Here is a 15,911-nt window from a genome sequence, read left to right on the forward strand (position 1 = left end):
TGCCCCGGATGAACAACCTACTGAGAGATCACAGCTAGGGTAAAGGCCTAGGCGTGACTTGAAAGCGGGGCCATGCGTCTAACGTGGGTATCATTGGTCCGTGACCTACAGCTATCGTGACTGGAGTGACGCCCCAATAGAGTGCGTTAAAGATAATTTCCTGATTGCCGCTAACATGGGCTCAATCGTCAGTGCATGAATAATCATAGGGATGTGCATGAAGAAGCTTATTCGTGGCGGATTTTTAGTGTTATTGGTGGCATTTTTAACGCAAACTGCTGTTGAGGCAGCAGATTCATCAGTTGATCTGCAAAAAGAAGCGCGCCTGCGCGTTTTCGCATCTAGTGATACTTCAGTGAGCTTTCGTGCAAACGCGAACAAGCCCGGGGGCGAAGCGGTAACCCTGCAGGACTCAAGGGCCAGTGGGAATCGCTGGTTCATGCATAAAGAGGAAAATATATCAATTGGTATTCCTGAAACGCAGGCGACGCGGAGCTTGGACGAAAGTCCTCGTATAAACCCTTACTTTCGTGAGTATCGTCTCACGCCAGGTCAAGTGATTAGGGTGTACGCAGGGCTTCATGGGCATGCGCAATGTATACCTTCTGAGGAAGCGCGCTTGCCGGAGAGGAAGAGGAGTAAGTTCTTTTTACCGCCAAGCATCAGTTGGACTCCCGAGCCTGGAGTCGATTACGAAGTGGAGTTCGTGGTCGAGGGTGGTCAGTGCAAAATCTATGTGAGGCAAGTTCTGGAGGATGGGCGTACGGTGCCTTTGTTTCGCGAATTCGACCGCGAGCGCTTGCGAGAGAATAACTACAAAATAGTCGGGCCGCATCTTTTTGTTTTCCTGGTTCGGCCCGGGAGCGTGTTCTATCGCGTCGCGGGCGAGTCAAAGGATCTGCAGATGGTTTTGGATGACGTCCAGCATGCCGATTCCTTTGAGGCGGCTATTCGTGAAGTCGCGGAAGCATCGGGTGCGCGGGCCTGTATCGTGCTTCCGGCTTACGAATATCAGAGTCCTTTGCTTGAGCGACTCCAGCGGTTGCTTGAAAAGGATGGTGCTTCATTTCCCGCGATCTATGAAAAAGAGGCTGGTTTGCGCAATGTGATGAAGATAGAGGGCGACGTGCCGACGACGTTCGCGGCAGCCGTGTCATATTGTCAAGTGGTTGCTAGTGTTGCCTTTCGCCAGCCGGCGACAGCAGATTCGGGGCCGCAGCAAGTGAAAGGTGGCGAGGCGCAGCATTAACGAGGGCCGTCAATGCTCGATCAATGGTTGTGATGGCGTAGCTTCCTTTGGGGGGGCGGATCAATTCATCGTTTCGGAAGTAGCGCGTCGCGTGTGAATCCTCTGGCATGCCTGCGCTGATGGTCCGCCCCTCGTGGCTCCCCCTGACCTGGCTCGGGTTGGCGGCGCATCGCGATGATCGGTGCGGCGATTCCGCGATGAATAGCCTGGTCTGACCCTCAGGCGGCTGCGCTGGTAAGACTTCCGCCTCGGTTGTGACGCTACCTCTGTGTCGCTCTCGCCGACGTTCTATACTCCCGCCACATTCACGGAGCGAACGCATGCACACGGATTCGAAGCGGCGCTGGGCGGGCCTGCGCGCGGGGTTGATGGGGACGTTCTTGCTGCTGGGCCTGGCGCTGGCGCTGGGCGGCTGCAAGCGCAACGAATCCGGGCAGTTGCCCGAGGCCAGCGGCGAGCCGGTGAAGGGGCAGAAGGAAGCGATGAAGGGCTTCGGCCTGGTCCGCGCCTATCCCGACCAGAAGAGCGACGGGCTGTCGCTGGCGCTGGAGTTCTCGCGGCCGCTGGTCGGCACGCAGGATTTCGACAAGCTGCTGCGCTTCGAGGAGAAGGTCGGCACCGACGAGAGCGCCTGGTCGCTGTCCGACGACGGCAAGACCCTGCGCTACCCCTACGTGGAGGCGGCCAAGGACTACACCGTGGTGATCTCGGCCGATCTGCTGGCCGCCGACGGCAGCCGCCTGGGCAAGCCGCTCAAGCAGAAGGTCTACACCGGCGAACTGACCCCGGCGGTCGGCTTCGCCTCGCAGGGCAGCGTGCTGCCGGCGCGCGAGAGCCGCGGGCTGCCGGTGGTCTCGCTCAACGTGCCGGAAGTGGACGTGGAGTTCATGCGGGTCAAGGAGGGCGCGCTGCCGACGTTCTTCGCCCAGTACCAGCGCGGCGGCCGACGCGGCACCTGGGAACTGGATAGCGAGTACGGCGAGCACACCCCGATCTCGCAGATGGCCGACTCGGTCTACGTCAACCGCTTCGTGCTCGGCGGCGACAAGAACGAGCGCGCGCTGACCTACCTGCCGATCCAGGAGATCAAGGAACTGCAGGCGCCGGGCCTGTACTTCGCGGTGCTGCGCCGCCCCGGCAAGTTCGACAACGAGTACGACACCGCCTTCTTCACCGTCAGCGACATCGGCCTGCACGCGCGTGCCTACAAGGACAAGCTGTTCGTGCACACCGCCTCGCTGCAGAGCGGCGAGCCGCTGAAGAAGGTGGAGCTGCGCGTGCTCGGCGCCGACGGCGAGCTGTTCCTGAAGGGCCAGACCGACGACAACGGCAATGCGCTGCTGAACTACACGCTCGACGCCGGCCAGGTGCTGGTGGCGCGCAGCGGCACCGACCTGTCGATGCTGCCGTTCAACCAGCCGGCGCTGGACCTGAGCGAGTTCGCGGTGGCCGGGCGCGAGAACGCCTGGTTCGACGTGTTCGCCTGGTCTGGCCGCGACCTGTACCGCCCCGGCGAGACCGTGCGGGTGTCGGCGCTGCTGCGCGACAACGACGGCAAGCCGGTGCCGACCAACGGCAAGGGCGCGCAGCCGGTGTTCCTGCGGCTCAAGCAGCCCGACGGCAAGATCTTCCGCGAGACCCGGCTGCAGCCGGGCGAGCAGGGCTACTTCAGTTTCGAGCAGCTGATCCCCGCCGATGCGCCGACCGGGCGCTGGCAGGTGGAGTTCCGCACCGACCCGACCAGCAAGGAAGCGGTGCAGGGCATGACCCTGCGCATCGAGGAGTTCCTGCCCGAGCGGATGAAGCTGGACCTGGACAGCACGCAGAAGACGCTCAAGCCGGGCGAGCCGTTCAAGCTGCAGGCCACCGCCGCCTACCTGTACGGCGCGCCGGCCGCGGGCAACCGCTTCACCGCCAAGCTGGCGGTGGCGGTCGAGCAGCATCCGGTGGAGGCGTTGCCGGGCTACTTCTTCGGCGACCCGACCCTGCAGTTGCCGCGCGAAGCCAAGGACGTGGTCGATACCGAGTTCGGCGCCGACGGCAAGCTCAGCGAGGACCTGGCGCTGCCCGACGAGGCCAAGCCGACCAGCACCATCGCCGCGCTGGTTTCGGCCAGCGTGTACGAGACCGGCGGCCGCACCGTCACCCGCACGCTCAAGCGCGTGCTGTGGCCGGCGCCGGCGCTGGTCGGCGTGCGCCCGCTGTTCGACGACAAGGACGGTGCCGACGCCAACGCCAACGCGCGCTTCGAACTGATGCGCGTGGATGCGCAGGGCAAGCCGCAGCCGGCCAAGGGCCTGAAGGTGACCCTGGTGCGCGAGCTGCGCGACTACCACTGGGCGTTCACCGACAACCGCTGGGACTACGACTTCACCCGTCGCTTCGAGAACAAGCAGACGCTCACCGTCGATGCCGGCGCCAGCGCCGCCAAGTTCGATTTCCCGGTGGAGTGGGGCGAGTACCGGGTGGACGTGTTCGACCCGGCCACCGGCCTGACCACGCGCTATCCGTTCCATGCGGGCTGGAGCTGGAACGACGAGAACCGCGGCCTCGATGCGCGTCCGGACAAGGTCAAGCTGGCGCTGGACAAGACCGGCTACAAGGCCGGCGACACGCTCAAGGTCACTCTGACCCCGCCGCACGCCGGCCCCGGCCTGCTGATGGTCGAGAGCGACCGCATGCTGTACGTGCAGGACATCGACGTGAAGCCGGGCAGCACGTTTGAGATCCCGGTGACCAAGGACTGGGAGCGCCACGACGTCTACGTCACCGCGCTGGTGTTCCGCGGCGGCTCGGCACCGAGCAAGATCACCCCGGCGCGCGCGGTCGGCGTGGCCTACGTGCCGATGGACCGCAAGGCCCGGCGCGTGGCGGTGGGCCTGGTCGCGCCCAAGCAGATGCGTCCGGAGCAGCCGCTGCCGGTGACGGTGAGCGTGCCGGAACTGGCCGGCAAGCAGGCGCACGTGACCATCTCCGCGGTGGACGTGGGCATCCTCAACATCACCCGCTTCCCGGTGCCCGACGCCAACGCGCAGTTCTTCGCGCAGCGGCGCCTGGGCGTGGATGCGTACGACATCTACGGCCGGGTCATCGAGAGCTTCGAGGGCGGCACCGGCAAGCTGCGCTTCGGCGGCGACATGGCGCTGGCGGCGTTGCCGCAGGCCAAGCGGCCGACCGCGCGGGTGCAGACCGTGGACCTGTTCTCGGGTCCGGTGCAGCTCGACGCCAAGGGCAATGCCCGCGTGCAGTTGCCGGTGCCGGACTTCAACGGCACCCTGCGCGTGTCGGCGCTGGTCTATTCGGACGAGCGCTACGGCAACCGCGACGTGGAGACCCTGGTGCGCGCGCCGATCGTGGCCGAGGCCAGCATGCCGCGGGTAATGGCGCCGGGCGACCGCAGCACGGTGACCCTGGACGTGCAGAACTTCACCGGCCAGCCGGGCGAGTTCAAGGTGCGCGTGGACGGCGAAGGCCCGCTGGCGATCGCCGACAACGCGCGCAGCGCCAAGCTGGGCAAGGACGGCAAGGCCACGCTGAGCTTCCCGCTGGTGGCGCAGGAAGGCTATACGGTGGCCAAGGTACGGGTGCGCGTGGAGGGCAATGGCTATGCCGCCGACCGCCGCTACGACCTGCCGGTGCGCGCGGCGTGGCCGTCGGTGCTGCGCACGCAGACCCGCGTGCTGGACACGCTGGCGCCGGTGACGCTGGGCGCCAGCGATGCCGAAGGCCTGATGGCCGGCTCGGTCAACGCGCGCATGCTGGTCAGCGCCTTGCCGCCGATCCCGTTCGCCAGCGCCCTGCAGGGCGCGCTGGAATACCCCTACGGCTGCGCCGAGCAGACCACCAGCAAGGGCTACGCGGCGCTGCTGCTCGACGACGCCACCGCGCGCCTGCTCGGGGTCAAGGGCCTGGATGCGGCCACGCGCCGCGCGCGCATGGAAGGCGCGTTCGGGCGGCTGGCCTCGATGCAGGTCTCCAGCGGCCACTTCTCGATGTGGGGCGACGACGGCTACGTCAATCCGGGGCTGACCCCGTACATCGCCGAGTTCCTGCTCGACGCCAAGGACGCCGGTTTCGCGGTGCCCGACAACGTGCTGCAGAAGGCGTTGAACCGGCTCAGCGAGGACCTGCTGTCCGGCGGCAACAACTTCTACGGCCAGGACCGCCGCGAGAACCTGAAGTTCGCCAATCAGGCCTGGTCCGGCTACGTGCTGGCGCGGGTCAACCGCGCGCCGCTGGGCACGCTGCGCGCGCTGTACGACAACGACCGCAGCAAGGCGCTGACCGGCCTGTCGCTGGTGCACCTGGGCGTGGCGCTGTCGCTGCAGGGCGACAAGAAGCGCGGCGAAGCGGCGATCGCCGCCGGTTTCGCCAAGGACAGCGCCGACCGGCCGCGCTACTTCGGCGACTACGGCAGCGTGGTCCGCGACGACGCGCTGATGATCGCGCTGCTGCACGAGCGCGGCCTGGCCAAGCCCGAGTACGACGCGCGGGTGATGGCGCTGGGCCGCGAGTTGGACGCGCGCCGCCGCGGTGGCTGGCTGTGGCTGAGCACGCAGGAGCAGGTGGCGCTGGCGCGCATGGGCAAGGCCTTGCTCAACAGCCAGACCGCGCAGGTGTCCGGGCAGTTGAGCATCGGCGACAGCAGCGAGGCGATCGCCCCGGCCAAGGCCTTCGGCCGCCAGTTCGGCGAGGCCGAGCTGGCGCGCGGCGTGCACTTCGTGCCGCAGGGCCAGCCGCCGCTGTACGCCAGCCTGGAGATCGCCGGCGTGCCGCGCACCCCGCCGGCGGCCGACGACAGCACGCTGAAGGTGGAGCGCAGCTTCTACGGCACCGACGGCAAGCCGTGGACGCCGCAGCCGCTGAAGGAGGGCGAGGCGCTGATCGTGCGCGTCACCATCACCTCCGACACCAGCATGCCCGACGCGTTGCTGACCGACCTGCTGCCGGCCGGCCTGGAGATCGAGAACTTCAACCTGGGCGACGCCAAGCAGTGGGCCGACGTGGTGGTGGACGGTATCGAGATCAGCGACCGCTCCAACGCCGCCGACGTCAAGCACGAGGAGTTCCGCGACGACCGCTACGTGGCCGCGCTGAGCCTGTCGGCGGGCAGCAAGGCGCAGGTGTTCTACCTGGTGCGCGCGGTGACCCCGGGCACCTACACGGTGCCGCCGTCGCTGGTCGAGGACATGTACCGTCCCGACCTGCGCGGGGTGGGGCGCAGCAACCCCGGCACGATCAACGTCGTGCAGCCCTGACCAAAGCCCCCTCTCCCTGCGGGAGAGGGGCAGGGGGTGAGGGTCCGACCGCCAGAGAACCCCACCAGCAACCCCGCACCAACCCCCAGGGGCCGGGGGTGAGGGGCCGCCGACCAGCACTGTCAGCCAGAAGGGACGGCTACCATGACCGCCGCACCCAGCGCGCCGCCGCCGGCGCACGCCTGGTCCGCCGCTGCGTCCCCCTCTCGTTCCTGGATCCTGTCATGCCCGCATCCTCCCCGCCTGCAGCCCCCCACTTGGACACCGTGGTATTCGATCTTGGCGGCGTCCTCATCGACTGGAACCCGCGTTATCTGTACCGCCGTCTGTTCGACGACGAGGCAGCGATGGAAGCCTTCCTGCGCGAGGTGTGCAGCCCGCAGTGGAACGAGCGTCAGGATGCCGGACGTCCATGGCAGGAGGCGGTGGCCGAACTGAGTGCGCTGCATCCGACGCATGCGCCGATGATCGCCGCCTACCACGCGCGCTGGCCGGAGATGCTCGGTGGGGCGCTGGATGCCACAGTGGCGGTGCTGGACGAACTGCGCGGGCAGGGCGTGCGGCTGTATGCGTTGACCAACTGGTCGCACGAGACCTTCCCGATCGCGCGCGAGCGCTATCCGTTCCTGCAGTGGTTCGAGGGCGTGCTGGTGTCGGGCGAGGAGCGCCTGGTCAAACCGGACCCGGCGATCTTCGCGCTGCTGTGCGAACGCTATGCGATCAACCCGGCGCGGGCGGTGTTCATCGACGACGCGCCGCGCAACGTGCACGCCGCCGCGGCCACCGGCATGCATGCGCTGCAGTTCCGCGACGCCGTCACCTTGCGCGAGGACCTGGTCGCGCTGGGCCTGCTGCCGCCGCGCGCGCCAGCGCCCTGATCCGCGCCGCGCCGTCGCCGCGCCCTGGCGATCACGGTGCCGGCGCCGTTGCGCCGGCAGCGATGCCATTGGCCGCTCCAAGCCCTGCGAGCGGCCGGCCGTTGGCCGATGCCGTACAGAACGCCGTTGCCATCGCCGGGCGTGCGGTGTCGCCAGGCTTTCCGCTGGCCGCCATCGCAGCGTCATATCCCTGGGATTAAATAACGAACTTTAAGTTACTTAATTCGGTCAACCAGGGGACATCGCCATGCAACCACTCACCCATCGGCGCCGCGCGCTGATCGTCTGCGCGCTCGCCGCCAGCTGCCAGGCCGCGCTCGCACAGGACGCCGCATCCACCACGGCGACGCTCGCCGCCGACGCCAGCGCCGTCGCGGCCGCCACCGCACCGGCCGTCGGCGACGCAACGCCCGACACCACGCCCAACGCCGCCGCCAGCGCCGACGGCACCACCACGCTGTCCAGCGTGATGGTCACCGGCGTGCGCAAAGCCAATGCCGCCGCGATCGAGAGCAAGCGCGCGGCCACCAACATCACCGACGTGGTCAGCTCCACCGACGTGCGTGCGCTGCCGGACACCACCATCGTCGAGGCGCTGCGCCGCATCCCCGGCCTGTCGGTGCTGCCGGCCACCGACAACGAACATCCGCGCGACGAAGCCGCCACCCCGGTGCTGCGCGGCCTCGGCCCGTCCTACAACAACGTCACCATTGACGGCCTGACCGTGGCCTCGCCGGGCACGCCCAACGGCACGCTGGGCTCGATCACCCGCGGCGTGCGCCTGGACATCCTGCCGGCCTCGATGGTCAGCGAACTGCAGGTCATCAAGACCTTCACTCCGGACCTGGACCCGAACGCCACCGGCGGTGCGATCAACCTCAAGACCCGCAGCGCGTTCGAGAACGGCGGCAAGCCGTTCTTCACCGCCGAGGCCTCGCTGGGCCATGCCAACGACGTCGGCAAGCCGCGCGACCAGGACGACCCGGGCTATCGCCTGCTCGCCACCGGCAGCCGCACCTTCGGCAGCGAAGGGCAGTACGGCCTGACCCTGTCCGGCAACTACCAGACGCTGAGCAGCTACACCGAAACCCACATGACCACCGACACGGTGCACTACGGGTTCTACGACAACAGCGGCGCACTGCAGAGCGGCACCAACCTGGGCAACGGCTGGGCCGTGCCGCAGCAGGACAAGTACTGGTACGTGATGGACAAGCGCGACCGCTACGGTCTCACCGGCAAGTTCGAGGCGCGGTTGAGCGAATCCCTCCAGGCCTACGCCATGGCCGGCTACTACTATTTCCGCGACAACATGGAGCGCAACGAGGTCATCCTCGATCCGCGCAACCGCAACCGCGTCTACAACCAGACCGCCACCAGTGGCACGTACCCGGTCGGCGACGTGGAGGTGGGCTACTCCAACCAGATCACCACCACCCGCACCAAGCTCGGCCAGACCGGCTTCGAGTGGCGCCCGGACGACCGCCAGGTGCTGTCGGCGCGCGCGTCCTGGTCCGATGCCACCTATGCCGAACCGATCAAGATGATCAAGTACGTCACCGGCGCGCAGCGCCCGGCGGCGGTGCCCACCGGGCAGACCGGCCCCGGCGTCACCGTGGTGCCGACGGCGGCCTATGGCTTCAACTACGACACCTCTGCACTCAACCAGCGCTTCCCGATGGCGGCGCAGGCGTACTACAACTACGACAACTACAGCCTGCTGTACTGGCGTCCGGACTACCAGCGCAATGCGCGCGACAAGGTGCTCACCGGCCGCCTGGACTACGCCTTCAACCGCGGCGAGATGGACCGCGGCTTCGGCTTCGGCGGCGGCCTGAGCTACACCCGAGACGAACCCGGTTTCGACATCTACCGCGTCGAATACCAGCCCAACCGCAGCGCGCCGCCGCTGAAGATCGCCGACGTGCTGGCGCCGTCCAATGCGCCGATGCGCTATCTGGGCCTGAACCTGATCGCGATCGATCCGGACAAGGCCAACCAGGTGCTTAGCGCCACGCCGCTGAGCGCGTTCAACCGCACCGACCAGAGCGCCTTCAGCAACCAGGACAACTTCAGCCATCGCGAGGAGATCTTCGGTGCCTACGGCCTGGTCGGTTATCGCGCCGACGATTTCGATGTGGAAGCCGGCCTGCACTACGACCATACCGACCAGTCCACCGTCGGCCGCCAGCGGCAACTGGATGCGACCACCGGCAGCTACGTCTACGTCGATGCGCCGACCGAGTCGCGCTACGCCAAGGTGCTGCCGTCGGCGGTGATGACCTACCACGTCAACGACCGCCTCGACCTGCGCGCCGGCGCCAGCCGCACGCTCGGCCGTCCGCCCTACGACGCTTACGCCGCGCGCACTTCGATCGGCTTCGTCAACAGCAGCGACATGGGCAATCCCAACGCGCAGGGCGTGACCGTCACCATCGGTAATCCCGACATCAAGCCGCGCGTGTCCACCAACCTGGACCTGTCGCTGGAATGGCGCCTGCCCGACGATTTCGACGGCATGCTCGCCGCGGCACTGTTCGACAAGCGCATCCAGGACGAGATCTTCACCCTCTCGCGCACCGACCAGTTCAGCTTCAACGGCACCACCTATTCCAACGTGCTGATCAGCACTCCGGCCAACGCCGCCAAGGCGCACGTGCGCGGCCTGGAACTGAGCGCAGTGTTCAACACCCTGTTCCCGGGCGTGCCGGCGCTGTCCGGCCTGGGCGCCAGCGCCAACCTGGCGCTGCTCGATGGCGGCATGGACGTGCCGTTCACCAGCGGCAGCGCGCCCAACCTGGTGCAGAGCCAGCGCACCGTCGATCGCCTGGTCGGGCAGCCGGATTACACCGCCAACGCCTCGCTGTTCTACACCGTCGGCGGCGTCGAACTGCGTGCGGCCTACAACCGTCAGGGCAAGGCGCTGCGCGCCATCGTCAGCAACATCGCCTGGCAGGATCTGTACTGGGCGCCGCGTTCGCAGCTGGACCTGTCGGCGACCTGGGCGGTGAGCAAGCAGCTCAGCGTGGTCGGCCAGATCAGCAATGTCACCCACAGCCGCCTCACCAGCTTCACCGGCCCCGGCGAGAACCTGCTGAAGGACAGTTATTCGATGCCGACCACCTACTGGCTCGGCCTGCGCTTCACCCCGTCGCTGTGACCGTTGCCGGAGACCTTCCATGAACCTGCTTTTCTCGCGCGGCGCGATCATTGCCGCACTGCTGACCGCGACGGCCCCGGCCATCGCCGCCATCGCCCCGATCCAGGCGCGCCTGGCCGCACCCGACGGCGGCATCTTCGTCGTTGCCCACCGCGGCTGCCACAATCCCGCGCCCGCGCACGGCTTTCCCGGGCACGCACCGGAGAACTCGCTGCTGGGGCTGGAGCGCTGCGTGACGCTGGGCGTGGACATGCTCGAAACCGACATCCGCCGCGCCGGCGACGGCACCCTGGTGATGTTCCATGACGCCACCGTCGACCGCACCACCGACGGCACCGGCAAGGTCGCCGAACTGACCTGGCCGCAACTGTCGCGGTTGCGCCTGCGCGACGACGAGGGCGGCGCCGACGCGCCGCTCACCGACCAGCATCCGCTGACCCTGCAGCAGATGCTGGCCGCGGCCAAGGGCCGGATCATGCTCAATCTCGACGTCAAGGCGCCGATCTACGCCGAGGTGGTCGACGCGGTGCGCCGCGCCGGCATGGAGCGGCAGGTGGTGGTCAAGACCGAAGTCGGCGTCGCCAGCCAGGACCTGGCGTCGATGCCGCCGTTCGACCGGATCAACTTCACCCCGGTGCTGCTCAACCCGCCGGGCACCGACGACCTGGTGCAGACCGTGCGCACCCAGACCGACGGCAAGGTGCGGCCGGTGGCGATCGAACTGCCGCGGATGCGTCTGGCCCAGTTGCCGGCGGTGACGGCGCTGGCCAGGCAGCGACAGGTGCGGCTGCTGGTCAATACGCTGTGGGAGGGCTTCGTCGCCGACGTCGGTGGCGATGCCGATGCGGTGCGCGATCCGGAGGCGGTGTGGGGGCGGCTGTACCGCGCCGGCATCGGCGCCTTCCAGACCGACGAACCGGAAGCGCTGCTGCGCTATCGCGCGTCGCTGGAAAAGCCCTGACCGGCGCATGGCCGTTCAACTGTCCGTAATCGGTCGCTGCGCGACCGCTTGCGGACGCCGCGACCGCGCGCGCCGCGGTCGCGGCGCAACGGATTCAATGGGTTAGCGCGGTTCGCCGATTGGCATGCAGCCTGCTGTACAGCAGGCATGGATATCGCGAAATCACCGAACCGTTCGTTCTGGCGCCACCGCCGCCGCTGGCTGGTGGCAGCCGCTGCCGTGGCGATCGTCCTGGGCGTGGCGCTGCTCGGCGGCGGCCGCGCCGCACCAAGGGTGGCGCGCAGCGAAGTGTGGATCGATGCGGCCACGCGCGGTGAAATGCGTCGCGAGGTCCGCGCCAACGGCGTGCTGGTGCCGCGGCAGATCCGCTGGATCACCGCCGGGGCCCCGGCCACCGTGCAACAGCAACGGGTCGAGGCCGGCGCGCGCGTGCTGGCCGATACGCCGATCCTGCAACTGGTCAACCCGGAACTGGAGGCCGGCCTGGACCGCGCCCGCGCTGCGCTGGCCGGCGCCGATGCCGACCTGGCCGCACTGCACGCCGCGCTGGCCTCGCAACTGCTCGACCAGCAGGCGCTGCAGGCGCAGGCCGAGTCCGAGTTGCAGATCGCGCAGATCAAGGCCAAGGCCTACCGGCGCGGCCACGACGGCGGCGCGATCTCGGCGATCGACCTGACCCAGAGCCAGATCGTCGAGGCGCAGCAACGCGGCCGTGCCGATATCGAACGCAAGCGCGTCGCCGCGTTCCGGCAGAACATGGCCGCGCAACTGCGCGCGGCACAGGCACGGCGCGAGCAGGCCGCCAGTGCGCTGGCCATCGCCACGCAACAGGCCGACTCGCTGCAGGTGCGTGCCGGCAGCGACGGCATCCTGCAACAAGTGGACGTGGAGCCCGGCCAACGCGTCGAGGCCGGCGCCAAGCTGGCGCGGGTGGCGCGCCCGGACGACCTGCTGGCACGCCTGCAGGTGCCCGAAATCCTGGCCAAGGACGTGATCGAAGGCCTGCCGGTGGCGGTGGACACGCACAACGGCGTGGTCGGCGGGCAGGTGGCGCGGATCGATCCGGCGGTGCGCAGCGGCAGTGTGGCGGTCGACGTGCGGCTGACGCCGCCGTTGCCGCCCGGCGTGCGCCCGGACCTGTCGGTGGACGGCCGCATCGTGCTCGGCACGCTGCGCGACGTGGTCAGCATCCCGCGCCCGGCGCTGGCCGTGCCCAACGCCGCCGGCAGCCTGTTCGTGCTGCGCGACGGCGGCGACACCGCGCAGCGCATCCGCGTGCGCTTCGGCGCCGCCTCCAGCGACCGCATCGAAGTCCGCGCCGGCCTGCGCGCCGGCGACCGCGTCGTGCTGTCCGACACCAGCCAGTGGAATGCCGACGCCACCTTGCGCTTACGCTAGCCTCACCAGGAGAGATCCCGCATGACCGCAGTTCCCGCACCATCCGCCACGCCGCTGATCCACCTGCACGGGCTCAGCAAGGTGTTCCACACCGAGGAAGTGGAGACCCACGCCCTGGCCGAGATCGCACTGGACGTGGCGCCTGGCGATTTCGTCGCCATCACCGGCCCGTCCGGCTGCGGCAAGTCGACCCTGCTGTCGATCCTGGGCCTGCTCGATGCGCCCAGCGGCGGCACCTACCGGCTCAACGGCCGCAGCGTCGCCGAGCTGGACACGGTCGGTCGCGCGCGCATCCGTAATGCCGAGATCGGCTTCATCTTCCAGGCCTTCAACCTGATCGCCGACCTCACCGTGGAAGAGAACGTGGCGCTGCCGCTGACCTACCGCGACGGCGCCCAGCGCAGCCAGATCCGCCAGCGCGTGCGCGAGGTGCTGGAACTGGTCGGCATGCAGCATCGCCACAAGCACTATCCCGGGCAGTTGTCAGGCGGCCAGCAGCAGCGCGTGGCGGTGGCGCGCGCGCTGGCCGGCAACCCGGCGATCCTGCTCGCCGACGAACCGACCGGCAACCTGGACAGCCGCAACGGCGAGGCGGTGATGCAGTTGCTGGAACAACTGCACGACCACGGCACCACCTTGTGCATGGTCACCCACGATCCGGCGTTCGCGCGGCGCGCGCAGCGCATCGTGCACATGCTCGACGGCCGCATCGTCGACGAGGACACCTTCGAGCGGCTACGCCACGAGCAGGACGTGGCGTTGCCGGCGCGCGCCGCGGGGCAGGCACGATGAGCGCCGCCCTGCAGTGGGCCGAGATGCGGCAATCCTGGCGCACGCTCGCGCGCAAGCCGGGCTATCTGCTGCTGGCGGTGCTGACCCTGGCGCTGGGCGTGGCCACCACCACCGCGGTGTTCGCGCTGCTCGACCAGGCCTTGCTGAAGCCGCTGCCGTTCCCGCAGCCGGAGCGGCTGGTCACCCTCGGCCTGTACAGCGACCCTGGCCGCAATGTCGCTGCGCCCGGCCATTACCCGGTGTTGCGGCGCATGTCGAGCCTGCAGTCCACCGGCATCGCGCGCGGGTTTCCGGTGCCGGCCAACGTCGCCCGCGGCGCTGCCAGCGAGGTGGTCGCCTCGATCAGTGCCGATGCCGGCTTCCTGCGCACGCTCGGCCTGCCGATGGCGGCCGGGCGCAACTTCAACGACGAAGAAAGCCGGCCCGGCGGGCCGCAGGCGGTGATCCTCAGCCATCGTTTCTGGCAACGCTATTTCGATGGCGACCCGTCCGCGGTGGGACGCACCCTGCAGGTGGAAGGCAAGCCGGTGCAGATCGTCGGCGTGCTGCCGGCGGCCTTCCCCTGGGCCGAGCCGTTCGACCTGATCCGCAACATGCAGCCGGACCTGGCCGCGACCAACCTGTCCACCAACGAGATCGTGGTGGCGCGGTTGCGGCCCGGGGTCAGCGTGGCCGCGGCGTCCGCGCAGACCGCGACGACGCTCCAGGCCCTGTTGCGTAACAGCCCGCACATGGACGCGTCGTGGTGGGCGTCGCTGCAGCGACGGCCGCCCAACGCGCTGCCGCTGCAGGACAGCCTGTACGCCGCCAACAGCGGCAACACCCTGTGGCTGTTCTTCGCCGCGGCCGCCTGCGTGCTGCTGATCGCCGCGATCAACCTCACCAGCCTGATGCTGCTGCGCGCGCTCGGGCGCAGCCACGACAGCGCGGTGCGTGCCGCGCTGGGCGCCTCGTGGCTGCGCTTGAGCCTGCCGGCATTGGCCGAAGGCATGCTGATCGGCGCGCTCGGCAGCCTGGCCGGCCTGGTGCTGGCCTGGCTGGGGCTGCGTCTGCTCGGCGGCTGGGTGCCGCTGATGTGGATGCGCGGCGAGGCGCCGCATCTGAGCGGCGCCAGCGTGCTGTTTGCGCTGCTGGCCGGCGGTGCGACGGCGCTGTTGGCCGCAGCGCTGGGCATCGTCCGCGGCCGCCGCCGCAATCTGGTGACTGAACTGGCTGGCGGTGGGCGCGGCGGCTGGAGCCTGCAGGCCGGCCGTCTTGGCCGCGTCCTGGTGATCGCGCAGGTGGCCATCGCCGTGGTGCTGCTGATCGGCGCGGCCCTGTTCACCCGCACCCTGCAGAAGCTGGCGGAGGTGCCGATGGGCTTCGAGAGCCGCTCGGCGGTGGTGTTCACTCTGGCGCCGGTGAAGGAGCGCTACGTCACCGCGGCCGATGCGGTGGAGCAGACCCGGCGCATCGTCGCGCGCTTGCAGCAGGTGCCTGGCATCGACCGCGTGGGGGTGTCGACCAATCCGCCGACGGCGACGCGGTTGAGCTGGAGTGTGGAGATCGATGGCGCGCCGTCCGTCGATAGCCAGTACCGGTTGGCCACGCCGCAGTTCCTGGAGGTCTTCCGCATCCCCTTGCTGGCCGGGCGCGGGATCGCCGACAGCGATGTGGCCGGAGGCGAGCGGGTCTGCGTGGTCAGCGCGAGCTTCGCTGCGCGTTACCTGCACGGGCAGGCGCTGGGCAAGATCGTCAGCTTGCCCGACGACGGCGGCGACCAGCGCGTGTCGATGCGCGTGGTCGGCGTGGTCGGCGACGTGCGCCACACCAGCCCGGCCGAGCCGCCGGAGCCGACCGTGTACCAGCCGCTGGCACAGATGAGCGAGCCGATGTGGCAGATCCTCCGCGGCTTCGGCGCGCTGACCTATGCGGTGCATCTGCGGGCCGGCGCACTGGGTGCCGACGAGCGCGCGCTGCGTGCCGCCATCGACGAAGTGGCGCCACAGCAGCCGATCGCCGAGCTGCAACCGATGCAGGCGCTGGTCGCCAGCACCACCGGCGAACAGAAGCTCAACCTGCTGCTGGTCGGCCTGTTCGCGGGGCTGGCGCTGTTGCTGGCCGCGGTTGGCCTGTATGCGGTGATGGCAGTGGCGGTGGCCGCGCGCCAGCACGAGTTCGGCGTGCGCGCCGCGCTCGGCGCACCGCCGGCGCGGCTGCGGCGGCAGGTGCTGGG

General features: G+C 68.8%; 8 protein-coding genes. All 8 read left to right on the forward strand.

Annotated elements, in window-relative coordinates:
* The first annotated feature begins 217 nt into the window (after positions 1-217).
* The gene (locus D588_RS27785; RefSeq protein ID WP_157836442.1) at positions 218-1,249 is read left to right on the forward strand and encodes a hypothetical protein; all 1,032 of its coding nucleotides are present in this window, start codon (positions 218-220) and stop codon (positions 1,247-1,249) included.
* A 368-nt stretch (positions 1,250-1,617) separates the two neighbouring features.
* A complete protein-coding gene (locus D588_RS0107930) occupies positions 1,618-6,507 on the forward strand; it encodes an alpha-2-macroglobulin (protein ID WP_198526744.1) in 4,890 nt (1,629 codons plus the stop codon).
* A gap of 224 nt (positions 6,508-6,731) precedes the next feature.
* Positions 6,732-7,385, forward strand: coding sequence for an HAD family phosphatase (locus tag D588_RS0107935; RefSeq protein ID WP_051067850.1), 654 nt, complete (start codon positions 6,732-6,734; stop codon positions 7,383-7,385).
* A 247-nt stretch (positions 7,386-7,632) separates the two neighbouring features.
* Positions 7,633-10,545, forward strand: a complete 2,913-nt coding sequence (locus tag D588_RS0107940; RefSeq protein WP_017915589.1) for a TonB-dependent receptor — start codon at positions 7,633-7,635, stop codon at positions 10,543-10,545.
* 19 nt (positions 10,546-10,564) lie between these two features.
* Entirely contained in the window at positions 10,565-11,506 is a 942-nt protein-coding gene (locus tag D588_RS0107945) for a glycerophosphodiester phosphodiesterase family protein (RefSeq protein ID WP_017913590.1), read from the forward strand.
* Positions 11,507-11,710: 204 nt separating this feature from the next.
* On the forward strand, positions 11,711-12,904 hold the full coding sequence (locus tag D588_RS0107950) for an efflux RND transporter periplasmic adaptor subunit (protein WP_232764255.1): 1,194 nt from the start codon (positions 11,711-11,713) through the stop codon (positions 12,902-12,904).
* 21 nt (positions 12,905-12,925) lie between these two features.
* Positions 12,926-13,696: an ABC transporter ATP-binding protein gene (locus D588_RS0107955; protein WP_017915591.1), complete on the forward strand. Its 771-nt coding sequence runs from the start codon at positions 12,926-12,928 to the stop codon at positions 13,694-13,696.
* On the forward strand, positions 13,693-15,911 hold a 2,219-nt coding region (locus D588_RS0107960), incomplete at its 3' end, for an ABC transporter permease (protein WP_017915592.1). The genes D588_RS0107955 and D588_RS0107960, both read left to right, overlap by 4 nt.

It is taken from the genome of Xanthomonas sp. SHU 308 (assembly GCF_000364645.1).
GTDB classification, from domain to species: Bacteria; Pseudomonadota; Gammaproteobacteria; order Xanthomonadales; family Xanthomonadaceae; genus Xanthomonas_A; species Xanthomonas_A sontii.